This window comes from Sphingopyxis sp., assembly GCF_965279725.1.
Lineage (GTDB): Bacteria > Pseudomonadota > Alphaproteobacteria > Sphingomonadales > Sphingomonadaceae > Sphingopyxis.
In genome coordinates this window covers 772,584-797,466 of record NZ_CBDIIL010000002.1, presented here as the reverse complement: position 1 = coordinate 797,466, position 24,883 = coordinate 772,584, and the positions used below count along the sequence as shown (strand labels likewise).

The following is a 24,883-nucleotide window of genomic DNA, read 5'->3' as shown; positions in this document are numbered from 1 at the left end:
CACCAACGGAGGCCGAAATGAAGAGACGGGACCTATGCGGAATAGTCATAGCTGGAGCAGCGATTTTGGCAGGAGGTCCGGTAGTGGCGGCTGAAGCGCTGGATTCGAAGGCTGAAAAAACGCTGAATGCCTGGGTCGATGCGTGGAACCGCGAGGACCTCGACGCGATGTTCGCGTTATTCACGCCCGAAGCCCATTGGGTCAATATCGTGGGAATGCACTGGCAGGGCCGTGATGCGGTCGAAAAAGCGCACCGTGCCTACTTCGAACTCATGTTTCGCGGCGTTAAGCAACGATTGGTCGCCACAGAGAGCCTCACGCCGCTTGCAGGGGGCGGCGTTATTGTAGTCGCTCGTCTCGCGGTGGATGCATTCCGCCAGCCGAACGGCGTCGTTAAACCGCCCAGCGAGGACCGGCTGACGCTCGTCATGGTACCGCGCGGAGATGACTTAGCGATAGTACATGGAGCGAATGTGGCCATCGTTCCAGAAGCGCAGCAGCACGATCCGGTGCTTAAAAAGCCGTAGTGGCCGTCGGATGGCCAGCGCCGCGCGTCATGCCCGCGAATGTCTGGTTATGAGCGGTCGCGACTGATAGCGGCCATCGGCCAGTTCGGGTCGAGTTCAACACGAAAACCTTCCGGACCATGCCCTCGTTAGCTGATGCACAAAATAGGACTCTCAAATCGGAAAGTGATACGTAGCGTTAGCTATAAGGGGACGTGAGCGCATGAACGCGAACAAGGCTCTTTGGGAAAAAGGCGACTTCACCAGGATTGCTGCGGCGATGCGGGAGTCCGGTGAGGAACTGATCGAGAGCCTTGGCGTAAAGGCCGGGATGGACGTTCTCGATCTTGGCTGCGGCGATGGCACAACGGCCTTACCGGCAGCACAGCGCGGGGCGAATGTCCTGGGCGTGGACATCGCAGTGAATCTTGTGGCAGCCGGAAATGCCCGCGCGGCTGCCGCGGGGCTGGACAAACTGCGGTTCCAGGAAGGCGACGCAGCTGACCTTCGCGGTCTCGCCGACGGTAGCTTCGACCTCGTGGTGAGCATCTTTGGCGCGATGTTCGCGCCGCGCCCGTTCGATGTGGCGAAAGAAATGGTGCGGGTCGCCCGCAGTGGCGGTCGCATTGTCATGGGCAACTGGATTCCCGGCGATCCCACGCTGATTGCGCAGGTGCTGAAGACGAGCGCCGACTACACGCCGCCGCCGATCGAGGGGTTCATCAGCCCCGTGACGTGGGGGGTCGAGGACAATGTTCGTGAGCGCTTCGCGGCGGCTGGCGTTCCAACGGAGAATGTTACCTGCGAACGCGCGACCTATGTCTTTCGCTGTCCTACGCCACCGCGCGATTTGCTCGAGACCTTCAAACAATATTACGGCCCGACGATGAACGCCTTTGAGGCCGCTTCGAAGGATGGCGGGGCCGATCAGCTGGAGACTGCGCTAACCCAGCTCTTCGAACAGCATAATCGCGCCGGTGCGGACAAGACCGAGATCCCGGCAACCTTCCTCAAGGTGACCGTCACAAAACCGTAGGTAGCTGTGTCCGTAATGCGCCGCGGGCAGACCTGCACCTAGAGGGGGAATCATGTCGAAAAACGATCTCCATCGACGCGAATTTCTGACCATCGCTGGCGCTTCGGCGGCGTTCCCGTCGCTTGCGATGGCCAACGGCGGTTCCCTTGCCGCGCTGGAAGCGCCGCGACAAATGGCGATCGACGCGGTGCAGTCGCGCGCGGTACCGTCGATTTCTGTTGCGGTATTTAAGGACGGACGGCCACTTTGGGTGGAAGCGTTCGGTTGGGCGAACCAGGAGCAGCGGATCCAGGCGGCCGTGGGCACCCGCTACGCGATCGCGTCGGCGACAAAGCCATTTACGGCCACGGCCATCATGATGCTTTGCGAGGCCGGAAAAATGGCCTTGGCGGATCCGATCGCCCAATATCTTCCGGGGTTAGGCATCGGGGACGATGCCGATTTCTCAGCGATTACCGTCGCGGATGTCCTCCAGCATCGCTCGGGCATCGCGCGTCACTGGCGCAACTATTTCAAAGGACAGGGAGAGCCGCCGGCCTTTTCCGAAGTGGCACAATCGCATGCTTTTGTAACGCCCGCCCATCGCCGCCGCTATCTTTACAGCAATCTGAACTACGGCTTGGCGGCTCACGCGATCGAGCAAATTACCGGGCAACGCTATCATGACCATATCGCGGAGGCGATCCTTCGGCCCTTGGGACTCTCGAGTGCGACATCGCTCGGCGCGTTGACGGAGACCTGGTCTGCTGCTCGGCCTTATGAAGAGGATGGGACCCCGATCCCGCCCTATCGCGTCGATGAACAAGGGGCGCGAGACCTGGTCATGACCGCCTCGGATCTCGCGCGCTTCGGTCTGGCCCATCTTTCGGGCCACCGCAGTCTGTCCGGAAGCCTGCGCCGAAGGATGCTGTCCGAACGTCACTCGCTTCCGGACGAAGGGGTTTCCCGCGTATCCTACGGTCTTGGCTGGATGGTCGAGCACGACGGTCCCGCGGCGCTGTTCAATTTTAGTCACACGGGGGAAGGTCCCGGTGCGGCATCGATCCTAACGATCGTACCTCGCGAACGCCTCGTCGTCGCGGCGGTAGCCAATGCGCAAGGGGCGCCTGCCTATCGGATCAGTGAAGCGATTGTCGACGCACTTAGCCCCGAGTTCGCTACGCGACGGCGTGCGAACCCGTTTCAGGAACGCGATCCGGATCCGGCCTTGATTGCTTCCTTTTCCGGCAGCTGGTCCGGGCACGTCGAGATGCTGGAGGGCCCTATTGCTGTTCGTGTCTTGATAGGAGATGCAGGCGCTTCAAAAATATTCATGGGTGACAACACCGGCCTCGATCTCGCCCGCGTAGCCGTCACGCAGGGCGTGCTGAGCGCGCGTGCAGCGGGTCAATTGCCCGGCCGTGAAACCAGTCGATGGCCCCACAGCCTTCGACTGCATGTCGAGCGAACAGATGCCGGGCTCAACGGCACTCTGGCAGCCTATGCGAGCAGGGCGCCGTTGCCGCATGACCAATTCTGGCTGAGCCACAAAATACGTCTGCAGCCGGCATGATCGGGGCTTTGGTCCCGCCGCCATCGCAGAAAAGCCGGATCATCGACGCAGAGGCGGCTGTGGCCTCCGCATCAGGCTGGCGCGAGATGTCTGCTACCGCGCGAAGCAGATCGAAAGCTGGAGTTCCGCTTTCGGCCATCATCTCCATATAGGCCAGCGAGTTCGCGCCAACGCCAAATCGATCTTCTTTGCTTGGGCTCGTACTACACCAGTAGTGGCACAACTAAGCTGACCAGAAGGCTCGCGATGCAAAGCCTTTGCAGCATACGCTTCGGTCTCGGCTGGGGCCGGATCGCAGCAACGAGAAGGATCAGCGCGCAAAGGAGCCAGAAGATTGCGGTGAGCGGCGCAGCATTGCCCGCGATCACGCGCGCGAGAAAGGTCAATGTCAGCGCGATCGGCACGCCCCACAATACCCCATCCCACAGGCTGCGGAGCCGCGGGTCATGCACTCCACGCCGTTCGCGCTTGCCAAGCCAGATGGAAGTGCCGGTGGCGACGACAATCGTGAGTGCTAGGCCAAGCAGGAAATAGATGATTTTGACGGGCAGCCCGCCATAATTGCCAAAATGGAGATTATAGGTCGAAGCCACGAGCTGTTGCCCCAAATGTCCGTCGGACAGGCCGACCTTGCCATGATAGGAGCCGTCGGCGCCGAATTCATAGGTTTCGCCGTAGATGAGGCGACGCGGATGTTCGGCGACAATCTGAACATGTTGGCCGCGGGTCTGGGGATCATGGACGATGACATAGGTCGGGCGGACGCCGGGGTGCTTTGCCGCCATATAGGCAAGCGGCGCGGCGATATTGGCAAGCGGGGCGGCGCTCGGATCTGCGCCGTGTTCTTTGCCGAAGATCGGCGCATAGGCGGCATCGAGGTCGTTTTTGTAGAAAGCGGCGGCAAGGCCATAGGCACCGACGACGCCAAGCCCGATCATCGCGCCAGTGAGCGCGATCGCCAGGCCGAAGGGCAACGTCCAGACGCTTAGCCGGTTATGCCAGTCGGCGAGGCCCACACCGTGATTGTCGCGCGCTCGGAGGCGAAAGGCGTCGCGAAAAATACGCGGGTGGGCGATGACCCCCGACAGCGATAGCGCCAGCATCATTACTCCGAAAATGCCGACGATCGTCATCCCGACGAGCCCGGGAATATTGAGCGCATAATGGGCGCTAAGCAGAAATTCGGACCAGGCGTTCTCCTCGGGTGCGGCGATGCGGCCGTCGGGATCGATATGGAAAGCCTGATGGTCGGTGATGACCGTCGCGCGCGGCAGGCCGTCGATGGGCATATGGACGTAAAGATGGGTGGTGCCGGGCTTGTCGGTTTCGGTGGCGAGGACGGCGGCGACCCCGCGCTGCACGGCTGCGGGCGCGATGGTGGTCATTTCGGGTGCGGCGGGCTGCTCGATCCGCTGCCATTCCTGATAGAAGACAACGACCGTGCCGGTCAGGCAGATGAGATAGAGCAGCGCTGAGGCGAGCAGGCCGATCGCGGCGTGCGCCGACAGCGCGCGCTGGACCGTGTCCTTTGAAACCGCGAGGGTCATGGCGCATTTCCTCCGATCCAGATAAGCGCCAGGCTGACGATCGCTGGGAGCAGCAGCCATGCCAATTGGGCGCAGCGATGCGGCAGCATGAGCAGCCAGAACGCGAGGATGCCCCAGACAAGCGGGAGCAGGAGCAGCGCCATGGCGTTGCCGTTGGCGTCGCTCCACCCCGCCAAGGTCGCAAGCGCGCGGGCCGCCAGCGACACCAGCGACGCCGTCGCATAAGCGAGCGGGACGGTGAGCAGGAAGGTGAGCAGACGGCGGCCGATCTGGCGTGGCTCGCCCGGTGCAGGGAGCATATGCGCCTTGCGCTCCGACGCGCGCGCCTTACCCGCCGGGGATGTCCAGCCGGCGTGAGCAAGGAGAAGCGCGGCGGCGGTCATGCCGACGAGCGAGGCGACCGCAAGCCCCCACGCGCCGTCGCCGGCGAGCGTAAGCAGGACCCCGGCGAGCAGGAGCGCCCACGCGATGCCATTCTGCGCCGACGACCGCCGGGGCAAGCCCCAGGCATGGCGCAGCAGCAGCACCGCGACGACGATCGCCGCGGTGCCGATCCAGACCAAGGGCGCGGTCTCGCTCACCGGAAGCGATAGCCGACGGTCGCCATAACATTGCGTGGGGCGCCGACGAAGCAGTCGCCGCGCGCGAGGCACGAGGCGTAATATTTGTTGTTCAGCAGGTTCGTCGCGTTGACGGCGAAGCGCCAGTTCCCGCGGGTAATCTCTGCCAGCGCATCGACCGTGGTGCGCGCCGGGGTGACGATCGACCAGACCGGACTGGTCGAGATGCTCTTGCCGCTATAGACGACCCCGGCGCCGAGGCGCAGCTGCGCCGCGCGGTCGAGGCCGAACGTCTTTGTCGACCAGAACGACGCGGTGTGGCGCGGCATGTAGTCGAGGCTGGTGTTGGTTTCCGACCGCAGCTTTGCATAGCCATAGTTGGCCAGCAGTTCGAAGTTGCCGGGCAGGCTATGGCTAGCCTCGATTTCGAAGCCCTTGGTGTTCAGTTCGCCAGATTGCGCCGTGCCGCCGGCGGCGAGGTAGAGGATGCGGTTGCGTTCCTTGATCTTGAACGCGGTGGCGGTGACGAGCGTCCCGACGGCGGGCTGCCACTTGATGCCCGCTTCGTACTGGGTGCCGGTTTGCGGTCGATAGGGATCGCCAAAGGTGGCGTCGACATTTTCGATCCGACCGGCGACCGGCAGGAAGCTCTCGGTATAGCTGAAGAAGGGGGCGAGCCCTGCACCGATTTCGCCGATGACGCCGGCGCGGAAGGTCGTCGCATTGTCCTTCTGGCCCGACGAACCCGTGACGCGGTCGCGGCGGGCGCCCAGCACAACCGACACGCGATCATAGAAGCGCATCTGGTCCTGAACATAGAAACCGAGCTGCTTCTGACTGTCCGTGGTAAACGGCCCCGTCGCGACATAGGTCGTCAGTGCGTCTTGATCGATGTCGTAAAGATCGACGATCTCGAGCCCGAAGGCATCGCGTTTGGCGACCCTGTTCCAGCTGTAATCGATGCCCACCAACAATTTGTGCTCGATATTGGCACCGGTGTTGAAGCCGAATTGAAGATTGTTGTCGGTCGAAAAGACGTTCAATCGCGCATCGTTGGCACCGCCATAGAGACCGATGGTCCGACCGTCGGTGCCATACACCGAAAAGGGATCCTGCGGGTTGGAATAGCTGTCGGCATAGCGCGTGTTATATTCGAGGTCGCTGTCGATGTAGCGCGCTTTCAGGCTGAGCGTGACGGCATCGGAAAAGCGGTGAGTGACCGCGCCGCCGCCTTGCAGCGAGCGGCCGGCGTAACGGTCCGATCCAGCCTTGCCGACGAATGTATACTGGCCCAGTTGTTCCCCGGCGACCGTATTTGGCAGGAAGGTCCCGACGATCGGCAGGAACTGCGACGTCGAGCCGGTGTCGTCCTCCTGATACAGGCCGGTGAGCACGATGTCGGTGTCGGGGGTCGGCTGCCAGCGCAGGGACGGCGCGAACATCACCCGATCGTCGGGGACATGGTCGACATAGGTGTCGGCTTCGCGGGCGCGGCCGACGGCGCGGATCGCGAAATTGTCGGACAGCGCGAGGTTGACGTCGGCGAGCACCTCCTTGCGGTCGTCGCTGCCATAAACGAGATTGATTTCGCCCTGCGTTTCGAAGCCGGGTCGTTTCGAAACGAGGTTGACGAGGCCGCCGATCGAACCTTGGCCGAACAGCACCGAGGCGGGGCCGCGGACGATTTCGACGCGGTCGAAATTATAGGGGTCGGAGGTGATGCTGGCATAGAAGGAGAAGATGTCGCGCATGCCGTCGCGAAACTGCAACGCCTCAAGGCCGCGGACGTTGAAGCCGTCGACGCGGGTGTCGCGGCCATAGGGGTTGGCGAGGACGCCGGCGGCATATTTCACCGTATCGCTGATGCTGATCGCGCCCTGCGCCTGATATTGATCGGCGGTGACGATCTTGATCGGCTGCGGCAGTTCGAGCGGCGGGGTGTCGGTCTTGGTGCCAGCATAGCCGGTGACGACGATCTGGTCCTGATCCTCGATATCGGCCGAGGGTGATTCGGCGGCGAGGGCGGCGCTGCTGGCTAGCATGGTGTTGACGAGCAAGGCGATGCGCGCAGTTTTCACTTGATATTCCCCTGACGGTGCGAACGAGTCTATCGCGCACTAATGAGATGCATTCGCATTAGCAACATTGAATTTCGATCGTTCGTTCACATGCTGGAGCTGATCTGCGGCTATACCGAATGGGAGGTCCAGATTGATGTCGCACCCCATCAACATCTCGCGTCAAAGCATTCAGCTCGACGAGGAAATGTCTTCATCTGGTACGCGTTCGCCTCTTGGTTGAAGGGGGCGTTTTGCGCTCAGTTCGGCGCTGCTCGCACGGCGGTCGTAGGCGCTGCCATTCCGCCAACGTGCCCCCAACTTGTCCCTTTACGCCCGTCGCAGGTAGATCCAGCGGACTGTCGGGTGTCTTGGATTTACGCCCTAAAGCAGCCTGACCGCAAGCTGCCAAAGCGGGTCCTTCGGCAGAGCAACAGCGCAGAGGAATCAACTTCGTTCACCGCGCCCATCGAGAGGCCGCAGGTTTCAAAGCGTCGAGAAAAGCCCCGGCACTGGTGCGATAGGAGTCTTGCGCCGCAGGAGTCATGCGGTCCCAATTCGCATACATCTGTATCATCCGGCGGTTGCGGCGGAACCGGTGTTCGTGCCGGGCGAGAAAATCCCAGTAAAGCGCGTTAAAAGGGCAGGCGTCAGGCCCCGTTTTCTGCTTCACGTCATAGCCGCACCGCACACAATGGTCAGACATCCGATTGATGTAGGCACCGCCACCGGCATAGGGTTTGGTTGCAAGTCGTCCGCCGTCGGCATGTTGGCTCATGCCGATCACGTTCGGCAGTTCAACCCACTCATAGGCGTCGACATAGGCAACAAGAAACCAGTCAGCGACCTCCTGCGGCCGCACCCCCGCCAGCATCGCGAAATTGCCAAGGACCATCAGCCGCTGAATATGATGGGCATAGCCATGGTCGCGGGTGTTGCGGACGGCTTCGGCCATGCACACCATTTCGGTTTCGCCGGTCCAGTAAAATTCAGGCAGCGGCCGCGTTGCATTCAGGGCATTGGCTTCTGCGACCTCGGGCATTTCCAACCAGTAATAGCCGCGCACATATTCGCGCCAGCCAATGACCTGGCGGATAAATCCTTCGGCCGAGTTCAGCGGCACCTTTCCGGCGGCATAGGCGTCAGCGGCGGCCGTCGCAACTTCCAAGGGGGTAAGCAATCCCAAGTTGATCGCGGGGCTGAGCCAGCTGTGGAACAGCCAGTCCTCGCCGGTCACCATCGCGTCCTGATAGGTGCCGAAATCCGACAAGGCGGCGTCGATGAAGTGCGCCAACGCGCGCCGGGCTTGCGATACGGTGACCGGCAAAGCGAAATTTTCGAGCCGACCAAAATGGCCGCCAAAGCGTTCTGCGACCAGCGTCATCACCTCGCTGGTGATCGCGTCAGGCGGGAATGGCATCGGCACCGGATAGGTTACCCCGCTTTCGGGCGATGCCCGATTTTGCTTGTCGAGGTTCCAGGTTCCCCCTTCGGGTTTGCCGTCCGCCGTCATCAGCAGCCCGGTTTTGCGGCGCATATCGCGATAGAAATATTCGATCGTCAGCGCGTTTCGCGACTGCGCCCAGGTCTGGAATTCAAGGGTTGAACAGATAAACCGGTCATCGGGGCAAATATCGACAGGGATACCGCAGGCGCTTTCCCAGCTGGCGATCGCGGTGGCCACGCGCCATTCGCCTGGCTCGACAACCCGTATCGACGCAGCGCGGTGTCGATCGACGGCGCGCTTTACTTCGCCGGAGAAGCTGCCGCTATTATCAGGATCGTCGAGGCGGACATAATCGACACGCCAGCCTGAAGATCGCAACTCTTCTGCAAAATGGCGCATCGCAGACAGGATCAGCACGATCTTGCGCTGATGGTGGCGCACATAAGTGGTCTCTTCCGCCACCTCCATCATCAGCACGACCGCAACGGACCGATCGACATTGCTCAGCGAGGCCAGGTCGTGCGATAATTGGTCGCCGAGCACCGGAATCAAAATGGTCATCGCGACATGTCCCGTTTCGGACGGCTGATCGGCAGCGGGCACGGTGCGTTCATCGTTGACGACATCATAGGAAGTTCCATGCCATGCCGAAGATGATTAAAAAAGGTGATCTGCCGACCAGGCTTTGCGCGACGTGCGGCCTGCCTTTCGTTTGGCGGAAAAAATGGGCGAGGGATTGGCAGAAGGTCAAATATTGTTCCGAGCGATGTCGGCCAAACGGCTGATGCATGGCAAGGGCGCCCGCGATCCGCTCGGTCTCGGCCGTCGGCGCGGCGAAACTTCGCTCGCGCGATGACTGCCATGGCAAAGGTGACGGATCGCAACAGCGTCAGAACGATCGGACCCGGTCGCCCATCTCCCCCGTACGACCGCCGGTCTCTCGCTCATCTCCCTAGCTCCCCGTGACATGGTCGACGACCTGGGTCCGGATGTCCACGCGGGCACGCAGCCGGGCGGCAAGCAAAGCCATGCCACTGACCTTGCGCTGGACAAACAGCATATCGGTCGGCGGGATATGCCAGGATTCGCGGTCGGCGGCCAAAGACATGGCATGGTCACGAATCTCGCCGAGATAGGCGCGGTTCGCAAAATCGAACCTTCCCACCTGCACCGTGGCTGTGAAAACAAGATCGATGATGCGATCAATTTGTGCACGATGGCGGCCGATCACGGCGGGACCGATCAGACCGGCGTCGAGCGCGGCCATGCGCGCTTTGTCGCGATCGCCCGACAGGCCTGCGGCGAGCAGATTCCGATAGGCAAGGGCCGTGTGCGGCGTCACGGCTTGTGTCGCCCCAAAGTCAAGCAACACGATCCGCCCGCTTTCAGGCTGATAGCGATAATTGGCGAAATTTGGGTCGGTCTGCATCAACCCGAAGCGAAAAAGCTCGTCCAACACCAGATCGAAGATCAGCGCGGTCACGCGATCGCGCTCGTCCTGACCCGCGGTCTCCAATGTTTCGATGGGGTGCCCCGGCACATAACCCATCGCGAGCGTCCTGCTGGTCGTGAATTCGGCATCGAGCGCCGGAACGACAAATTCGGGCCGGTCGGCAAGCAGGCGCCGATACGTCTCCATCTGCGCGCCCTCGCGGAGATAGTCGGTTTCTTCGTGCAACTGGACCTTGGCCTCGGCCAACAGCGGGGCAATGTCGAGTTCGCGGGGCAACAGGCCGGACAGGCGGAGCAGCGTTTCGACATTATCGACATCGGCATCGATGCTTTCGCGGACGCCAGGATATTGGATCTTGATCGCGATATCGCGGCCATCTTGGGTCATCGCGCGGTGGACCTGCCCGATCGAGGCCGCAGCGATTGGTGTCGCGTCAAAGCGGGCGAAGCGCGTGCGCCACGCCGCACCCCATTCGGCGGCAAGAACGCGTTGAAGCTGTCGCGGCGGCATATGATGCGCGCTCTCGCGCAGGCGCCCCATGATGGCCGACAATTCGGCGGGCATCATGTCACCGGAATCGAGCGAGATCATCTGGCCGAGTTTCATCGCCGCCCCGCGCAGGTGCGACAAGCGATCGGCGACCCGCGCGGCGTTGCCCGGCGTCAACAGCATCTCGCGAAGCCGCGGACGTTCACCCTCGGCCAGCCGACGTGCGCCTTCGGCCAGCATGCCGCCGGCGACGCCGCCTGCCAGCCGACCAAACTGGCCGAGCCGCGACAGGCGGCTGCCTGGCACGGCGCGGCTCCTATCGCGATCGTCGCTCACCAGCCCTGACTTCCCAGGACACCCTTGAACGGGCCCGCAACCGCGCTGGTGATCCAACCGCCATAAAATGCGCCGGGTTGAGGGCGCACGGTTTCACCATCGACGCTGCACCGATCAAATGGCGCAGCGTAAAATGCGACATGGTCGCGGAGCATCCGGAACGATGGCGTGGGGTTGGAATAGCCCCAGCCTACCCCGGGCAGCACATCATCGTCGATCACGACATCCCAATAGGTCGCTGCACCCTTCCACTCACAAAAGGAACCGCCGTCGGAGCGGCGAAGGGCGCCAGGTGCAATGTCGGGCCGAGGGATATAATAGCTCGGCGGATGGCTTGTCTCGAGCGTGACGACGCAGGCGCAAGAGTCCGCGATGATCGTGCCCAGGTGTTCGATGACAATGCGCGCATCGACAGGCCGGGCGATCGCCGGGCGGGGAAACGACCAGACGCTTACCTGCCCGGCAGCGACGGCGTCGGGAACAGGTCTCATTCGGGGTCCAGTCTGCGGGCAAGACGTTGGAGCGCCGGCCGGGCACACAAGAACGCGCTATATAGTTTTTCCAACAGCCACAGCATGGCAGGGTTTTGCGCGGCAAGGCCCAGCGGCCGCAACAATGGGATCGCCCGCCACATCGCCGCGAAAGCCGCCCCGCCGGAGAGCATATGGTTGCCTTCGCGCGCATGGAACCGGGCAAGCAGTGTCCCGCGATCGATTGGGCAGTCGCTCGCAACCGGACCGGCAACATCGACGAAGTTGATCGCTCCGCACCGGTCGAGCCGACGCATCACCGCGATTTCGCGCCGGCATAGCGGGCATCCGCCATCATACCACACGACGAGACTTTTCATGCGAGACTTTGACCAACTTCCTTGTCGATGCACAGCGCAACCAGCTTGCCGCCACAAGTGCGACCATTTCTCCGTCACCGTCGATTACACGGCCGGATCGGAGCATGCCCATGCGCTTGCCCGATGCCGGTCCAGGCCGCCACACTATTTCCGCGCTTTGCCCCAAAGGGCAGGTCGGCCGCGGCGGCGACCGGCTGGACTATGGCTTTGTCGAATAGGTGTGGCAGACCAGTACAATGCTGGGCCGTCTAATCGCTGCTTGACGCACCCCCGCGCGGGCAATCGAACGAACGGGGTTCAAAGCCAGGCCGCAATGATCGTCAACAGGCCGAGTCCTGTGGATAGCCGCATCCGCAGAGCCAGCCATTCCGCCGCACCGGTTTCGCCCCTTGAAAGGGCGCGGTCGACCCATGGGGATGCGGTCAGACTGGCTCCGACAATAATCAGTGACGGACCCGGCCACGGCAGGCCGAACATCCATGGCAAGAAGGCCCCGAGCGCGATCAAGGTTGGCACGACGGCCGCGATCGGGGCCCAGCGTGGAACAGTCGGGCTCGTCAGCGCCAACCCCCACCAGACCCCTCCCACAAAGCTGAGGATCAGAGCCGCATAGCAAGCGGCGAAGGCCAGCGCAGCGAAATACCAGGCCGGATCGCGCGAAGCGATCATCACGACCGCCAGGAGCTGGGGCAACAGGCCTGCCCATCCGAGGCGTTTTGAGAGCAAGGATACAAAGGGTACAGATTTGGTCATGCCGACGAACAACCATGGCGCGGGGTTTGCGGCAATATGTCCTTTCAGGCACGGACTCAGCCGGCTTCGCCAAAGGGCCGTCTGGCTGGATCGGCAATTTTCATCTGCTTCAGCGGCGTACCGAAAAGACGGACCCGGTCGAGGGGGAAACCGGGTCCGACTATTTAGTCTCGCAAGCCATCATGGCGGAAGCAGGGATGAAGAATTTTCACGCCCATGGCTCGCATCATGACCTCTGTGGCATTCCTGCGGCGGACGAAACCTGACCTTTGGGGCAATCTCCACCTGTGACCCTAATATCCAGCCTCGATGGCAAATCGTATGGCGTCGGCTGTGGTTCGGGCCCCCAATGATCGGAACAAGGCCGCTCGGTGCATCTTGACGGTCCGCTCGCTCAAATCGAGGTCGTAGGCGATCTGCTTATTTAGTTTGCCGCGCGCCATCTCGATCAGGATCTCCCGTTGCCGGGGACTCAGCTGTTCAATCTTTGCATGCGCGTGTCGGCGCCGGTCGTCGTTCGCACGCGCCATACCCTCCTCAATCTCGACCTGCGAGCCAAGGAAAAATTCCAGCTCGCCGGCGGCGTCGAAGATCGGCGCCACCATGACCGCATTACGGAACGGACGCCGGTCTCGCTTGTAGTTGAGTATCTCGACCATCGTCGGTTGCTTCAAGCGAATTCCGGTCCGCAGGGTCTCGGTCAACCATGGCTCAGTGCCAGGGCCGGAGAGAAAACGGCAATTGTGGCCGACGATCTCTTGTCGGCTGAACCCGGTCAGTGCAACAAATGCCTCATTGCAGGCAACAATGGGATTGTCCGGCAAATTAGGGTTGCTGACCACGGCGGCGATCGCGCTGGACGCAATGAGGTCGGATGGGATCATCGGATGTAAGTTACAACAAAACCGGCAATACCGAAAGCCCGGTTGGTGGCTCAATGGGTTCGGAATAGGGCGCAAATGCGTGACAATGGAATCGAATGTAGCCTGTGTATCTGGTGACGGTTTTTCGGGCTGCTATTCGTGTTGGTGAACGCTAACCGAACCGTCTGTAAACGGCCGATCGGTTTGACCCATGCGTTTCTCATTTGGCCATTTTGGCCGCAGGAGAATGATCATGGGTAGGTCAAAGTTCGACTATTTACCTCCACGACCGGTGTGGAATGCCGGTCGAAAGGTTGGTGCAAAGCGGCCGTTAAAACCACGGCAGATATGGGCAATTCGCTTTCACCTGGATCGAGAGCATCGGCTTCCAGACAGGGCGCTTTTCGATCTTGCTATCGACAGCAAATTGAGAGGCTGCGTTCTGGTGAAGATCAAGATCGGCGATCTCGTCACCGGCGGTGAGTTGAGAACGCGGGCGATGGTGATTCAGCAGAAGACCGGTCGACCAGTTCAGTTCGAAATCATGTCGGATGCTCGGGGAGCCTCCTCGCTGGGCTTGAACGTCGCGGCGGATCTATCGAGGGCTATGCTTTCCCGAGCCCCATCGATCATTCAGCGCATATGAGCACGCGGCAATAAGCGCGTCTCGTCGACGAATGGGCCACTGCTGTTGGACTCCGAAGCGAAGATTACGGGACGCATTCGCTACGCAGGACGAAGGCGTCGATAATTTACAAAGCGACCGGAAATTTGCGTGCGGTGCAAATTCTGCTCGGTCACACTAGGATTGAAAATACCGTTCGATACCTCGGCGTCGATGTTGAAGACGCGTTGACTCTGGCGGAAGGCATCGAAGTCTAACCCTAAATCTTGATTTCCTAGAGAGCGAGCGCTCTGGCTCGTCCGGAACGTCCGCTCTCTCTCTATTTGGCCCCTAATAGCGGACAGTCTCCAACCGGCCAAGCGCCGCCGTGTGTAATTCCGGCTATTGCGACAAGGTTCGCGCTCTTTTGGCGTTTCCATCCAAGCCGGGGTGTTATCTGAGATTTATTCGGGTCCTGCGTGATACAAAATGAGAAGCCTGTGCTTCCCCGGTCCGATCGGAAGAAGCGGTAGCGTCGCATCGGTTGAGACGGTAACACCATCTCTGCAAGGAGCGATGCTGAAGGCGATGGAGTTCGCGAATTCAGCAAGTAACGTCGGAGGCAACAGAGATGCACCGTAGAGGTGGCAGGGCGTCTTTGACGACCGGCGATGATCGACCTCCAATTGAACCCATAGGCTCCCACCGAACGGAAGAGAGCGAGGTCGCCTTCGCCGACCCGCTCGATGGTCCGGGCATTCGCGAAGGGGTCGCCGGTCTCGCAGATCGGACCGACGATATTGGCGCCATAATTTTGATCGGCCAAGATGCGGAGCATGCCGACCGACGGGTTGGCCTCCACCGCGAACATCAGCTGCTTGCGCGGCACTTTGCCAAGCGCGGCGCGAAAACCCTGCGCCGAGCGCCTGAGCGCATTGGCCGAATAGATATAGGCCGGGGTCGATCTGTGCGGCGATCGTTTCGATCGAGACCGCCTCGGCGTGCATCTCGCCGGTGCGGAAATGGAATGAGGTCATCGATTATGTCCTTGGATGACAGATCAGCGATCACGGCGCCGGGCGTGCCGGGCGGTCCGTATCGCGCCCGGCAATTCGCGGTGGCGGCTTCGTTCGACGCGCAGCGCCAGCGCGACTTTTTTGCCGCCGATCAGGAGCAGGAGGCCGGTTGCGGCCACCAGGAGGCCGAGAAGGCCAACAAGGTCGGCGCTCCCCGCCGCTGCCGTCGCGGCGCGGGTCGCCAGCGTGCCGGCGGCGATTAGCGCCGCGCCCGCCACGCGCCAGGCGAGGTTGCGCCGGGTCATCTTTTTTCTTCCCGGTTCTTGTCCAGCCGTTCCCAAAGGACCGTTTCGCCCGCCGCGTGCGCGAGCTCGGCAAGTTGGCGTGCGTTTTCCTTGGACGCCGGGCAGAGCAGCAGATCCGCCCGGAACTCGGTTTCCTCGCGCATCGCGCGGTTCATGTCGCCTTTCTCGAAGACGAGGCCGATCGCCGGGTCGGTCTGGCGAAAGGCCGCCTGCCGGGCGTTGGCTATGAGCCGCGGATCGCTGTCGATCCCGCGTCCCTCGATCGCGACGAAGCCGAGCACGCGGGCACGGCGGACAGCTTGAATAAGCAGTTCGCCGGCGCCGCAGTCGACATCGACGATACGGATGCTTTGGCGCCCGCGCTTGCGCAGCCCCTTGAGCTTGCGAAGTATGGCGGGCCAGCGCCGGTCCTTCTCGGCGTGGCTTCGCGCGTCTTGCATCCCGGCCGACTGGGCAGCGGCAGCGGGAGACATCCACAGGATGCCGGCGGGTGTCATCGGTGAATAGCGCATGGTCATCCTCCTCATGCCGCAATCGCTGCTTCGCCCGCCTGCAACCGAGCGAAAGAAACAGCGGGGATCAGCGGATGCACGGCGGCGATAACCACGGCCTCCGGAATGCCACGACATTGGGCGCGGGCGAAGGCCCAGGCGGCACTCTGGGAAATTAAACAGCCTTCGAGTTGTCCTTTACCACCCTGAACCAGCCAGTGACCGGCCGTGTCGCGGCCAACGAATATCGTCAGGCTTGATGAATCGGGCTCCGCGGAAATCGCAGAAATCATGGCGAGATGCTCCTTGGCTACGCAAATCGCGGCCCGGAAATCGGACCGCGATGCCGACAATTTATTGAGACGCGCATAGCGATTCGAGATCGAGAGACGGCGTTAGCCATTGTATTTTCGATATTTCCTGTCGGCGCTCGCCGCGACCGCGCCCATAGTCCTCCCCGGCTTCAGGTAAAGCAGGCCGGGAGGTGGCACGGAGCAGGCGGACCCGAGGCGTGCTGAGTTTGGCCGGGTTGCGAGCTCGGCGAGCCGCCCGAGCGTCTTGCAGGCGCGTCGATGGCGGCCCAGAAACTATCGAATGGCAACGTGCCCGATACGCGTTTCCGATCGCCCTTTGTTGCACCGGCGCCGCCGGCTGTCTTATGCGGTTGCCGGATGGATCGGCGTCGCCGCGTATTTTGTTCGATCATGGTGTTTTCCAATCGATCCCTCCGGCCGAGAGGGGGGCCGGAGATACGCGGATGCATATGCCGGAACTTCGCGTTTGATCTCCAGATGAGTGCGGCGGTCGCGGCGTTGAAATTCTCAAATGACGGAACGGCCGGCCCTTAATTTTGGAACGACGAACTGGTGCCGACGTACGCCGCGTTGCCGAAATCGGCAAAATCATACGAAAATACTATGCGTCCAATAGTTTCACTGTCTCGAATTCAAACGCGCGCCTCTCCTATTTGAGGGTCTGCAGACGACTCGTGCCACGTCCCGTGGCCAGCGCCATGCTGGAGCAAACCCATGCAGGATCTTCTCTGGATCGGCATCCTCCTCTGTCTGGTCGCGGCAACCCTTGGTTACGCCCGCTTGTGCGACGACGCGTGAAGGATTGATGGCCATGACACTCGACCTCTGGCTCGCCGGGATTACCGCGCTCGGCCTTCTCATTTATCTCGTGGCTGTGCTCGCACGGCCCGAACGCTTTTAAGGGGGCGAACCCATGACCTTTCAGGGATGGTTTCTTATCATCGCGTTCGTCGCGATCCTGCTCTTGCTCTGCAAACCGATGGGCCAATGGCTATTCGCACTTTATGAGGGGCGCCGGACGCCGCTCCATCGCGTGCTCGGGCCGGTAGAATCCGGCTTTTACCGCTTGTCGGGCATCGACCCGACCGAGGAGCAGGGGTGGCGCCGCTATGCGGTCCACATGCTGATCTTCAACGCGGTGCTGTTGCTCTTTACCTATGCGATCCTGCGCCTGCAGGGCGTGCTGCCGCTTAATCCGCTCGGCTATGCCGGGACCAGTGAGCATCTCGCATTCAACACTGCCGTCAGCTTCACGACCAACACGAACTGGCAGAGCTACGGCGGCGAATCGACGATGTCTAACCTCAGTCAGATGCTCGGCCTGACCATCCACAATTTCCTCTCGGCGGCGACAGGCATCGCGCTCGCCTTCGCAATGTTCCGCGGCTTTGCACGCCGTAGTGCGGCGACGATCGGCAATTTCTGGGCCGATATGACGCGCGTCACCCTTTATCTGCTGCTCCCGCTCTGCTTCGCCATCGCGATCTTCTATATCGCGAGCGGCGTTCCGCAGACGCTGGCGGGTTCGATCGACGTGAAGACACTCGAGGGCGCCAAGCAGACACTGGCGCTCGGCCCCGTCGCGAGCCAGGAAGCGATCAAGATGCTCGGTACCAATGGTGGCGGCTTCTTCAACGCCAACTCGGCGCACCCGTTCGAAAACCCCACCGCGTTCACCAACCTTGTCCAGATGCTGTCGATCTTTGCGATCGGCTTCGGTCTGACTTGGACCTTCGGCAAGGCGGTCGGCAACCAGCGCCAGGGCTGGACGATCCTCGCCGCGATGGTCACGATCTTCCTCGCGGGCACCGCGGTCGTCTATTGGCAGGAAGCGTCCGGTAATCCGATCCTTCACAGCCTCGGCGTCGCCGGCGGCAATATGGAGGGCAAGGAGGTTCGCTTCGGCATTGCGGCTTCGTCGCTTTTCTCGGTCGTGACCACCGCGGCCTCATGCGGCGCGGTCAACGCGATGCACGACAGCTTCACTGCACTCGGAGGGATGATCCCGCTGCTCAACATCCAGCTCGGCGAAGTCGTCATCGGCGGCGTCGGCGCGGGCATCTACGGCTTCCTGCTCTTCGCGATCCTTGCGGTGTTCGTCGCCGGGCTAATGGTGGGGCGCACCCCCGAATATGTCGGCAAGAAGATCGAGGCGCGCGAGGTCAAGCTCGCGGTACTCGCGATCGCGGTGCTGCCGCTGATCATCCTCGGCTTCACCGCCATTGCGTCGGTGACGGAGGCCGGGCTGGCTGGCCCTCTCAATAAGGGTCCGCACGGATTTTCGGAAATCCTCTACGCTTTCACCAGTGCGGTCGGCAACAATGGCTCGGCCTTTGCGGGTCTGACCGCCAACACGCCCTTTTACAACGGGTTGCTTGGGGTCGCGATGTGGATCGGCCGCTTCTTCATCATCGTCCCGATGCTAGCGATTGCGGGCGGCCTGGCGATGAAGAAATACACGCCCGAAACCGCGGGCAGCTTCCCCACGACGGGGCCGCTGTGGACGGGCCTGCTGATCGGTATCGTGCTGATCGTCGGCGGCCTGACCTTCCTGCCCAGCCTCGCGCTCGGTCCCATCGCCGATCATCTTGCGATGATCAACGGCCAGCTCTTTTAAGGATCCATGCACATGGCCCAGTCCACCCGTGCGTCCGAAACCAAATCCCTGTTCACGGCAGATCTGATCGTCCCGGCGATCGGCGACGCGTTCCGCAAACTCAACCCAAAGGAACTGATCCGCAATCCGGTGATGTTCACCACTGCCGTCGTCGCGCTGCTGCTTACCGTCCTGCTCTTTGTCGGGCAGGACGGGCTGGCGCCCGGCTTCAAGCTGCAACTCGTCGTCTGGCTCTGGTTGACGGTGCTGTTCGGTACCTTCGCCGAAGCGCTCGCCGAAGGCCGCGGCAAGGCGCAGGCCGCCTCGCTGCGTGCTACAAAGGCCGAACTGACCGCCAAGAAGCTGACTGGCGAAGGCAAGGCGTATGAAAGCGTTCCCGCCAGCGCGCTGCGGGTCGGCGACATCGTGCTCGTCGAGACCGGCGACCTGATCCCGTCGGACGGCGACGTCGTCGGAGGTGTCGCGTCGGTCAACGAAGCGGCGATCACCGGCGAAAGTGCGCCAGTGATCCGCGAGGCGGGCGGCGACCGCTCGGCGGTCACCGCGGGCACGCGCGTGATCTCCGACGAAATCCGCGTCCAGGTGACGGTCAATCCAGGGCAGGGCTTCCTCGATCGGATGATCGCGCTTGTCGAAGGCGCCGAACGGCAGAAAACCCCGAACGAGATCGCGCTGACCTTGTTGCTCGTCGGCCTCACGATCATCTTCCTGATCGCGGTCAGCACGATCCCGGCCTTTGCGAGCTATGCGGGCGGCGGCATCCCCGTCGCGATCCTCGCGGCGCTGCTCATCACCCTCATCCCGACGACGATCGCGGCGCTGCTCTCCGCCATCGGTATTGCCGGCATGGACCGCCTCGTGCGCTTCAATGTGCTCGCGAAATCGGGCCGCGCGGTCGAGGCGGCGGGCGACATCGATGTGTTGCTGCTCGACAAGACCGGCACGATCACCGTCGGCGACCGGCAGGCGACCGAGTTCCGTCCGGTTGGCGGCCAGTCAATGGCGGTCCTTTCGGAGGCGGCGCTGCTGGCGAGCCTTGCCGACGAAACCCCCGAAGGCCGCTCGATCGTCGTGCTGGCGCGTGAGAAGTTTGGCCAGACGACGGCCGACCTGCCCGCGGGCGCCGAGATCATCGCCTTCACCGCGCAGACCCGCATTTCGGGGGTGAAGATCGGTGGCAGCGTCATTCAGAAAGGCGCAGTGGATTCGATCCTGAAAGCCAATCCGGAAGCGGAGACCACCGCCGCCGCCACCGAACTGCGCCGGATCACCGACGAGATCGCGCGCGCGGGCGGGACGCCGCTCGCGGTCGCGAAGGATGGCCAGTTGCTTGGGGCGATTTTCCTCAAGGACATCGTGAAGGCGGGCATTCGCGAACGCTTCGGCGAACTGCGCGCGATGGGCATCCGCACCGTGATGATCACCGGCGACAATCCGCTCACCGCCGCGGCGATCGCCGCCGAGGCCGGGGTCGACGATTTCCTCGCGCAGGCGACCCCGGAGGACAAGCTCGAGCTGATCCGCAAAGAACAGGCGGGCGGTCGCCTCGTCGCGATGTGCGGCGACGGCACCAACGACGCGCCGGCGCTCGCGCAGGCCGACGTTGGCGTAGCGATGAACACCGGCACGCAGGCGGCGCGCGAGGCGGGCAATATGGTCGATCTCGATAGCGATCCGACCAAGCTGATCGAGGTCGTCGGCCTCGGCAAGCAATTGTTGATGACGCGCGGGGCCTTGACGACCTTCTCGGTCGCCAACGACGTCGCCAAATATTTTGCGATCATCCCGGCGATGTTCATCGTGCTATATCCGGGGCTCGGTGTGCTCAACGTCATGGGCCTGAAGACCCCGGAGAGCGCGATCCTGTCGGCGATCATCTTCAACGCGCTGATCATCCCGCTGCTCGTGCCGCTCGCGCTGCGGGGCGTCACCTACAAGCCGATGGGCGCGGGCCCGCTGCTTGCCCGCAACCTCGCCGTCTATGGCCTCGGCGGCCTGGTGGCACCTTTTGTCGGCATCAAGCTGATCGACCTTGCGGTCGGCGGCCTGGGTCTTGTCTGAGGAGATGACAATGAACAAGGATTTCATCAGCTCGCTGCGTCCGGCGCTCGTTATGACGCTGCTCTTTGCACTGCTTCTCGGTCTTGCTTACCCGCTGGCGCTCACCGGCATCGGGCAGACGCTCTTCCCCAACCAGGCGAACGGCAGCCTTGTCGAGGAGAACGGCAAAGTCGTTGGTTCGACCGTCGTCGGCCAGGCGTTCACGTCCGAACGCTATTTCAATACGCGTCCTTCCGCGGCGGGGAAAGGCTATGACGGGCTCGCCTCGTCGGGCTCGAACCTCGGCCCGACGTCGCAGGCGCTCGTCGACCGGGTCAAGGGCGATGTCGAGAAACTGAAGACCGCCGAACCGGGCAAGACCGTCCCGTCCGACATGGTGACCGCGTCGGGCTCGGGGCTTGACCCGGACATCACGCCTGAGGCCGCTTTCTATCAGGTCGATCGGGTGGCGCGTATGCGCGGCCTTGCCCCGGCGGCGGTTCGCGGGCTTGTCGAAGAGAGCATCGACAAGCCGTTCCTGGGCATTCTTGGCGAACCGCGCGTGAATGTGTTCAAGCTCAATCGACGACTCGATACATTTGGCGCTAAACCTGCCGCGTGACAGAAAAAGATCGACCATCACCAGAGGCCTTCCTGCGCCAGGCGGCGCAGGAAGGCCGTGGCCGTCTCAAGGTCTTTCTCGGCGCCGCCCCCGGGGTCGGCAAGACGTGGGAAATGTTGACCGACGGGCGGCAACGGCGCGAGGCAGGTGTCGATGTCGTGATCGGCGTGGTTGAGACTCATGGCCGGCGCGAGACCGAAGCGCTGGTTCACGGTCACGAGATCATTCCGCGCCGCGACGTCGATCATCAGGGCCATAGTCTTGGCGAAATGGACATCGACGCGATCCTCGAACGCCGTCCCCGGCTTGTCCTCGTCGACGAACTCGCCCATTCGAACGCTCCGGGCAGCCGGCACCCGAAGCGCTACCAGGATGTCGAGGAATTGCTCGCCGCCGGCATCGACGTCTATTCCACGATCAACATCCAGCACGTCGAGAGCCTGAACGATGTCGTCGCCTCGTTCACCCGCGTTCGCGTCCGTGAGACGGTGCCCGATTCGATTCTCGAAAATGCCGAGATCGAGGTCGTCGACATCCCGCCCGACGAACTGATCGAGCGCCTCCGCGACGGCAAAGTCTATATCCCGCAGGAAGCGAGCCGCGCGCTCACCCATTTCTTTTCCAAGTCGAACCTGACCGCGCTGCGGGAACTTGCCCTCCGCCGCGCCGCGCAGGCGGTCGACGCCCAGATGCTTGACCATGTGCGCAGCCATGCATTGGCCGGCAGCTTTGCCGTCGGCGAACGGATCGTCGTTGCGGTCAGCGAGCTGCCGGTCGCCGCCGAACTCGTTCGCGCCGGCAAACGCCTTGCCGACGCGCTCAGGGCTCCATGGAGCGCGGTGTATATCGAAACGCGGCGCAGCCAGCAGATGTCAGACGACGACCGGCGGCAGCTCGCCGACACGCTCGCGCTCGCCTCGCGGCTTGGCGCCGCCACCGCGACGGTTCCCGCGGCGAGCGTCGTCGAAGGGCTGCGCAGTTTTGCCGGCGATGCGCGGGCGACCCAGATTGTGATCGGCAAATCAACCCGACCATGGTGGTTCGAGATGCGGCATGGCTCGGTTGTCGATCAGCTCGTGCGGACGATCGACGACGTCGCGGTGCATGTCCTGCCGGGGGAGCCCGAGGCGAAGGCGGCTCAGCGCCGCGCTATTGCCGTCCCCGGCCGCTGGGGCAAGACGTCGGACTATATGTGGTCGTTGGCGATGGTCGTGGCGATGACGGCGCTGGGCCGGCTGCTGATCGAGGCGATCGACCTTGGCAATATCGCCTTGCTCTATCTGGTGCCGGTGATGTTCGCGGCCGCGACTTTCGGCCTGCGCGCAGGACTCTTCGCCGGCCTTGCGTCCAGCCTAGCCTATAATTTCTTCTTCCTGCCGCCGACCGGGACGCTGACCGTCAACAATCCGGAAAATGTCGTCAGCATTCTCGTGTTGCTCGGGGTCGCGGTGGTGACCAGCCAGTTTGCCGCGCGGGTGCGGGCGCAGGCCGATCTCGCGCAATCGAGCGCGCGGCAGAATGCGGCGCTCGCCAGCTTTTCGCGGTTGCTGATCGCAGCCCCCGATCAGGACACGCTGATGCAGGCAATCTGCGCCGAGGTCGGGCGTCTGCTTGATGTCCGCACGGCGCTGCTTTTGCCGTCCGCCGATGGCCCGATGCTGCGTGCCGCGGTGCCGCCCGAAGACCGGCTAGAGCAGATCGAGCGCGCCGCGGCGCAATGGGCGATGGACAATGAGCAGCCCGCGGGGCGCGGATCGTCGACGCTCACCGCGTCGGACTGGCTGTTCCATCCCCTGCGCACGACACGCGGCGTGCTTGGCGTGCTCGGGCTCACCCGCGATGACGCGCGCGAACCGGTGCGGTCCGATCAGGTGCCGTTGCTGATGAGCCTGCTCGATCAGGCGTCGATTGCGCTCGATCGGATGAAGCTAGAGGAGGAGTCGCATCACGCGAAGCGGGTCGACGAGCGCGACCGGCTGCGCTCCGCCCTGCTATCCTCGGTCAGCCATGATCTGCGCACCCCGCTCACGACGATCCTCTCGGCCGCGCAGGAAATCCGGCATCATCCCTCGCCGCAGCTGGCCGAGACGATCGAGACCGAGGCGTTGCGCCTCAACCGCTTCGTGTCGAACCTGCTCGACATGGCGCGCGTCGAAGCGGGCGCCTTGCCGATGAAGATCGAGGCGACCGAACTGTTCGACGCCGCTGCGAGCGCGGCGCACGACACGCGGACATCGCTTGCGGGTCACGAGGTCAAGATCGATATCTCGCCGAATATCCCGTTCGTCCGCGTCGACCCGGTCCTGCTTCACCATTGCCTGATCAACCTGCTCGACAATGCGGGGCGCTATGCCGATCCCGACACGCCGATCGCAATCCGCGCAGATCGCACCGCCGATGCGATTCTGCTCTCAGTCATCGACCAGGGACCGGGCATCGCACCAGGAAACGAGAAGCGTGTTTTTGAAACATTTACGCGGCTTGAGGGAAGCGACCGGGTGAAACATGGCACCGGCCTTGGCCTGGCGATCGTCAAGGGTTTTGCAGAGGCGATGGGGCTCTCGGTCGAGGCGAGCAACAACGCCGAACCGCACGGCGCCTGCTTCACCATCCGCATTTCCGAAGCATTGATCATCACGCATCTGATCGACAAGGACATCCCATGAAAGTGCGTCACAAGGTTCTGATCGTCGATGACGAGCTGCATATTCGCCGCCTGATTCACGCCGCGCTGGCGCGCGCCGATTATGCGATCGTCGAAGCCGAAAATGCCCGCGAGGCGATGGAGCGCCTGCGGGACGAGCGGCCCGATATCACGCTGCTCGATCTCGGGCTGCCCGACCGCGATGGACTCGAGCTGGTTCCGTTGTTCAAGCAGCAGTCCGACACGACGTTGATCGTCGTATCGGCGCGCGATGCGATTGAGGAAAAAGTGGCGGCGCTCGATCTGGGCGCCGACGATTATCTGACCAAGCCGTTCGACACCGACGAGCTGCTCGCACGCGTGCGCGTGGCACTGCGCAACCGATTGACCCGCGACGGCGGAAACCTGACCCTTTCGGTCGGCGATGTGACGATGGACCTGATCACACGGACGGTGACCAAGGGTGGCAAGGAGGTGCATCTTACCCCCAAGGAATATGCCGTGCTCGCCCAGCTCGCGCGGTTCCCGGGCCGGGTGATCACCCATAACCAGATCATGCGCGAGGTGTGGCCGAACGAGCATGAGCATCATGTCGAATATCTGCGCGTGCTCGTGCGGACCTTGCGGCAAAAGCTGGAGGCTGATCCGCAGCAGCCGCAGATCATCTGCAACGAACTGGGTATCGGCTATCGGCTGCGGCTGGGCGATCATCTTGCCGAAGCGGGCGAGGGGGCTCGTTAATGCGCCGGCACCGGCGCAGGGTTTGCAAACATATGCAATC

General features: G+C 62.5%; 24 protein-coding genes and 1 pseudogene. 12 read left to right on the top strand and 13 right to left on the bottom strand.

Going from position 1 to position 24,883, the window contains the following annotated elements; translation table 11 throughout:
• Positions 1-83 precede the first annotated feature (83 nt).
• The 3 genes from ACQY6T_RS08295 (at position 84) to ACQY6T_RS08285 (ending at position 3,094) form a co-directional block, all read left to right on the top strand.
• Positions 84-527, top strand: coding sequence for an SgcJ/EcaC family oxidoreductase (locus tag ACQY6T_RS08295; RefSeq protein WP_428630236.1), 444 nt, complete (start codon positions 84-86; stop codon positions 525-527).
• 202 nt (positions 528-729) lie between these two features.
• On the top strand, positions 730-1,542 hold the full coding sequence (locus ACQY6T_RS08290) for a class I SAM-dependent methyltransferase (RefSeq protein WP_428630235.1): 813 nt from the start codon (positions 730-732) through the stop codon (positions 1,540-1,542).
• 52 nt (positions 1,543-1,594) lie between these two features.
• Positions 1,595-3,094: a serine hydrolase domain-containing protein gene (locus ACQY6T_RS08285; protein WP_428630233.1), complete on the top strand. Its 1,500-nt coding sequence runs from the start codon at positions 1,595-1,597 to the stop codon at positions 3,092-3,094.
• 203 nt (positions 3,095-3,297) lie between these two features.
• On the opposite strand, the gene ACQY6T_RS08280 is transcribed toward ACQY6T_RS08285, so the two are convergent.
• From ACQY6T_RS08280 to ACQY6T_RS08265, 4 genes are all read right to left on the bottom strand, one after another.
• Positions 3,298-4,641, bottom strand: a complete 1,344-nt coding sequence (locus ACQY6T_RS08280; protein ID WP_428630231.1) for a PepSY-associated TM helix domain-containing protein — start codon at positions 4,639-4,641, stop codon at positions 3,298-3,300.
• Positions 4,638-5,222 (bottom strand): hypothetical protein, encoded by a 585-nt coding sequence (locus ACQY6T_RS08275; protein ID WP_428630229.1) that lies wholly within the window; start codon positions 5,220-5,222, stop codon positions 4,638-4,640. Before ACQY6T_RS08275 ends, ACQY6T_RS08280 begins: the two co-directional genes overlap by 4 nt.
• Positions 5,219-7,243 carry a TonB-dependent siderophore receptor gene (locus ACQY6T_RS08270; RefSeq protein WP_428630399.1) on the bottom strand — a complete coding sequence of 675 codons (2,025 nt, stop codon included), beginning with the start codon at positions 7,241-7,243 and terminating at the stop codon, positions 5,219-5,221. Before ACQY6T_RS08270 ends, ACQY6T_RS08275 begins: the two co-directional genes overlap by 4 nt.
• A 472-nt stretch (positions 7,244-7,715) precedes the next feature.
• Complete coding sequence (locus tag ACQY6T_RS08265; RefSeq protein ID WP_428630227.1) at positions 7,716-9,266, bottom strand: cryptochrome/photolyase family protein; 1,551 nt, start codon at positions 9,264-9,266, stop codon at positions 7,716-7,718.
• Positions 9,267-9,349: 83 nt separating this feature from the next.
• On the opposite strand from ACQY6T_RS08265, the gene ACQY6T_RS08260 reads away from it, so the two are divergent.
• The gene (locus ACQY6T_RS08260) at positions 9,350-9,490 is read left to right on the top strand and encodes a DUF2256 domain-containing protein (RefSeq protein ID WP_428630225.1); all 141 of its coding nucleotides are present in this window, start codon (positions 9,350-9,352) and stop codon (positions 9,488-9,490) included.
• Between the two features lie 167 nt (positions 9,491-9,657).
• Here the strand turns inward: ACQY6T_RS08260 and ACQY6T_RS08255 are convergent, their stop codons facing one another.
• From ACQY6T_RS08255 to ACQY6T_RS08240, 4 genes are all read right to left on the bottom strand, one after another.
• Positions 9,658-10,983, bottom strand: a complete 1,326-nt coding sequence (locus ACQY6T_RS08255; protein WP_428630224.1) for an ABC1 kinase family protein — start codon at positions 10,981-10,983, stop codon at positions 9,658-9,660.
• Positions 10,980-11,474 carry a DUF427 domain-containing protein gene (locus tag ACQY6T_RS08250; RefSeq protein ID WP_428630222.1) on the bottom strand — a complete coding sequence of 165 codons (495 nt, stop codon included), beginning with the start codon at positions 11,472-11,474 and terminating at the stop codon, positions 10,980-10,982. Before ACQY6T_RS08250 ends, ACQY6T_RS08255 begins: the two co-directional genes overlap by 4 nt.
• Positions 11,471-11,833, bottom strand: a complete 363-nt coding sequence (locus ACQY6T_RS08245) for a thiol-disulfide oxidoreductase DCC family protein (RefSeq protein ID WP_428630220.1) — start codon at positions 11,831-11,833, stop codon at positions 11,471-11,473. Before ACQY6T_RS08245 ends, ACQY6T_RS08250 begins: the two co-directional genes overlap by 4 nt.
• A 297-nt stretch (positions 11,834-12,130) precedes the next feature.
• On the bottom strand, positions 12,131-12,586 hold the full coding sequence (locus ACQY6T_RS08240; RefSeq protein WP_428630218.1) for a DUF3429 domain-containing protein: 456 nt from the start codon (positions 12,584-12,586) through the stop codon (positions 12,131-12,133).
• A gap of 14 nt (positions 12,587-12,600) precedes the next feature.
• Between ACQY6T_RS08240 and ACQY6T_RS08235 the strand changes: the two genes are divergently transcribed.
• Positions 12,601-12,852: a hypothetical protein gene (locus tag ACQY6T_RS08235; protein WP_428630217.1), complete on the top strand. Its 252-nt coding sequence runs from the start codon at positions 12,601-12,603 to the stop codon at positions 12,850-12,852.
• Positions 12,853-12,879: 27 nt separating this feature from the next.
• Here the strand turns inward: ACQY6T_RS08235 and ACQY6T_RS08230 are convergent, their stop codons facing one another.
• Complete coding sequence (locus ACQY6T_RS08230) at positions 12,880-13,470, bottom strand: LuxR C-terminal-related transcriptional regulator (RefSeq protein ID WP_428630215.1); 591 nt, start codon at positions 13,468-13,470, stop codon at positions 12,880-12,882.
• A 232-nt stretch (positions 13,471-13,702) separates the two neighbouring features.
• Here ACQY6T_RS08230 and ACQY6T_RS08225 point away from each other — a divergent pair.
• Positions 13,703-14,331, top strand: a pseudogene (locus ACQY6T_RS08225) (tyrosine-type recombinase/integrase).
• A 62-nt stretch (positions 14,332-14,393) separates the two neighbouring features.
• Here the strand turns inward: ACQY6T_RS08225 and ACQY6T_RS08220 are convergent.
• The 4 genes from ACQY6T_RS08220 to ACQY6T_RS08205 all read right to left on the bottom strand — a co-directional run bounded on the left by ACQY6T_RS08220 (position 14,394) and on the right by ACQY6T_RS08205 (position 16,158).
• Complete coding sequence (locus ACQY6T_RS08220) at positions 14,394-14,891, bottom strand: hypothetical protein (RefSeq protein ID WP_428630398.1); 498 nt, start codon at positions 14,889-14,891, stop codon at positions 14,394-14,396.
• A gap of 222 nt (positions 14,892-15,113) precedes the next feature.
• Positions 15,114-15,374, bottom strand: coding sequence for a hypothetical protein (locus ACQY6T_RS08215; protein WP_428630214.1), 261 nt, complete (start codon positions 15,372-15,374; stop codon positions 15,114-15,116).
• Positions 15,371-15,892, bottom strand: a complete 522-nt coding sequence (locus ACQY6T_RS08210; RefSeq protein ID WP_428630212.1) for an SAM-dependent methyltransferase — start codon at positions 15,890-15,892, stop codon at positions 15,371-15,373. Before ACQY6T_RS08210 ends, ACQY6T_RS08215 begins: the two co-directional genes overlap by 4 nt.
• A 5-nt stretch (positions 15,893-15,897) precedes the next feature.
• Positions 15,898-16,158 (bottom strand): hypothetical protein, encoded by a 261-nt coding sequence (locus ACQY6T_RS08205; RefSeq protein ID WP_428630211.1) that lies wholly within the window; start codon positions 16,156-16,158, stop codon positions 15,898-15,900.
• A gap of 832 nt (positions 16,159-16,990) precedes the next feature.
• Here ACQY6T_RS08205 and kdpF point away from each other — a divergent pair.
• The 6 genes from kdpF to ACQY6T_RS08175 are packed head-to-tail and all read left to right on the top strand — an operon-like array spanning position 16,991 to position 24,843.
• Positions 16,991-17,080, top strand: a complete 90-nt coding sequence (gene kdpF, locus ACQY6T_RS08200; RefSeq protein WP_037516526.1) for a K(+)-transporting ATPase subunit F — start codon at positions 16,991-16,993, stop codon at positions 17,078-17,080.
• A gap of 12 nt (positions 17,081-17,092) precedes the next feature.
• The gene (gene kdpA / locus ACQY6T_RS08195; RefSeq protein ID WP_428630208.1) at positions 17,093-18,796 is read left to right on the top strand and encodes a potassium-transporting ATPase subunit KdpA; all 1,704 of its coding nucleotides are present in this window, start codon (positions 17,093-17,095) and stop codon (positions 18,794-18,796) included.
• Positions 18,797-18,808: 12 nt separating this feature from the next.
• The gene (gene kdpB, locus ACQY6T_RS08190) at positions 18,809-20,857 is read left to right on the top strand and encodes a potassium-transporting ATPase subunit KdpB (protein WP_428630206.1); all 2,049 of its coding nucleotides are present in this window, start codon (positions 18,809-18,811) and stop codon (positions 20,855-20,857) included.
• Positions 20,858-20,867: 10 nt separating this feature from the next.
• Positions 20,868-21,458: a potassium-transporting ATPase subunit KdpC gene (gene kdpC, locus ACQY6T_RS08185; protein ID WP_428630205.1), complete on the top strand. Its 591-nt coding sequence runs from the start codon at positions 20,868-20,870 to the stop codon at positions 21,456-21,458.
• A complete protein-coding gene (locus ACQY6T_RS08180) occupies positions 21,455-24,124 on the top strand; it encodes a DUF4118 domain-containing protein (RefSeq protein ID WP_428630203.1) in 2,670 nt (889 codons plus the stop codon). The genes kdpC and ACQY6T_RS08180 overlap by 4 nt, the downstream gene beginning before the upstream one ends.
• Positions 24,121-24,843, top strand: a complete 723-nt coding sequence (locus ACQY6T_RS08175) for a response regulator (RefSeq protein WP_428630201.1) — start codon at positions 24,121-24,123, stop codon at positions 24,841-24,843. The genes ACQY6T_RS08180 and ACQY6T_RS08175 overlap by 4 nt, the downstream gene beginning before the upstream one ends.
• Positions 24,844-24,883: the final 40 nt, after the last annotated feature.

Excerpts from the sequence above, each read along its gene's own strand:
- ACQY6T_RS08290 (WP_428630235.1), top strand. The coding sequence starts at position 730 with ATGAACGCGAACAAGGCTCTTTGGGAAAAAGGCGACTTCACCAGGATT.
- ACQY6T_RS08285 (WP_428630233.1), top strand. The coding sequence starts at position 1,595 with ATGTCGAAAAACGATCTCCATCGACGCGAATTTCTGACCATCGCTGGC.
- ACQY6T_RS08280 (WP_428630231.1), bottom strand. The coding sequence starts at position 4,641 with ATGACCCTCGCGGTTTCAAAGGACACGGTCCAGCGCGCGCTGTCGGCG.
- ACQY6T_RS08270 (WP_428630399.1), bottom strand. The coding sequence starts at position 7,243 with ATGCTAGCCAGCAGCGCCGCCCTCGCCGCCGAATCACCCTCGGCCGAT.
- ACQY6T_RS08265 (WP_428630227.1), bottom strand. The coding sequence starts at position 9,266 with ATGACCATTTTGATTCCGGTGCTCGGCGACCAATTATCGCACGACCTG.
- ACQY6T_RS08260 (WP_428630225.1), top strand. The coding sequence starts at position 9,350 with ATGCCGAAGATGATTAAAAAAGGTGATCTGCCGACCAGGCTTTGCGCG.
- ACQY6T_RS08250 (WP_428630222.1), bottom strand. The coding sequence starts at position 11,474 with ATGAGACCTGTTCCCGACGCCGTCGCTGCCGGGCAGGTAAGCGTCTGG.
- ACQY6T_RS08245 (WP_428630220.1), bottom strand. The coding sequence starts at position 11,833 with ATGAAAAGTCTCGTCGTGTGGTATGATGGCGGATGCCCGCTATGCCGG.
- ACQY6T_RS08240 (WP_428630218.1), bottom strand. The coding sequence starts at position 12,586 with ATGACCAAATCTGTACCCTTTGTATCCTTGCTCTCAAAACGCCTCGGA.
- ACQY6T_RS08235 (WP_428630217.1), top strand. The coding sequence starts at position 12,601 with ATGGCGCGGGGTTTGCGGCAATATGTCCTTTCAGGCACGGACTCAGCC.
- ACQY6T_RS08230 (WP_428630215.1), bottom strand. The coding sequence starts at position 13,470 with ATGATCCCATCCGACCTCATTGCGTCCAGCGCGATCGCCGCCGTGGTC.
- ACQY6T_RS08220 (WP_428630398.1), bottom strand. The coding sequence starts at position 14,891 with ATGCTCCGCATCTTGGCCGATCAAAATTATGGCGCCAATATCGTCGGT.
- ACQY6T_RS08215 (WP_428630214.1), bottom strand. The coding sequence starts at position 15,374 with ATGACCCGGCGCAACCTCGCCTGGCGCGTGGCGGGCGCGGCGCTAATC.
- ACQY6T_RS08210 (WP_428630212.1), bottom strand. The coding sequence starts at position 15,892 with ATGACCATGCGCTATTCACCGATGACACCCGCCGGCATCCTGTGGATG.
- ACQY6T_RS08205 (WP_428630211.1), bottom strand. The coding sequence starts at position 16,158 with ATGATTTCTGCGATTTCCGCGGAGCCCGATTCATCAAGCCTGACGATA.
- kdpF (WP_037516526.1), top strand. The coding sequence starts at position 16,991 with ATGACACTCGACCTCTGGCTCGCCGGGATTACCGCGCTCGGCCTTCTC.
- kdpA (WP_428630208.1), top strand. The coding sequence starts at position 17,093 with ATGACCTTTCAGGGATGGTTTCTTATCATCGCGTTCGTCGCGATCCTG.
- kdpB (WP_428630206.1), top strand. The coding sequence starts at position 18,809 with ATGGCCCAGTCCACCCGTGCGTCCGAAACCAAATCCCTGTTCACGGCA.
- kdpC (WP_428630205.1), top strand. The coding sequence starts at position 20,868 with ATGAACAAGGATTTCATCAGCTCGCTGCGTCCGGCGCTCGTTATGACG.
- ACQY6T_RS08175 (WP_428630201.1), top strand. The coding sequence starts at position 24,121 with ATGAAAGTGCGTCACAAGGTTCTGATCGTCGATGACGAGCTGCATATT.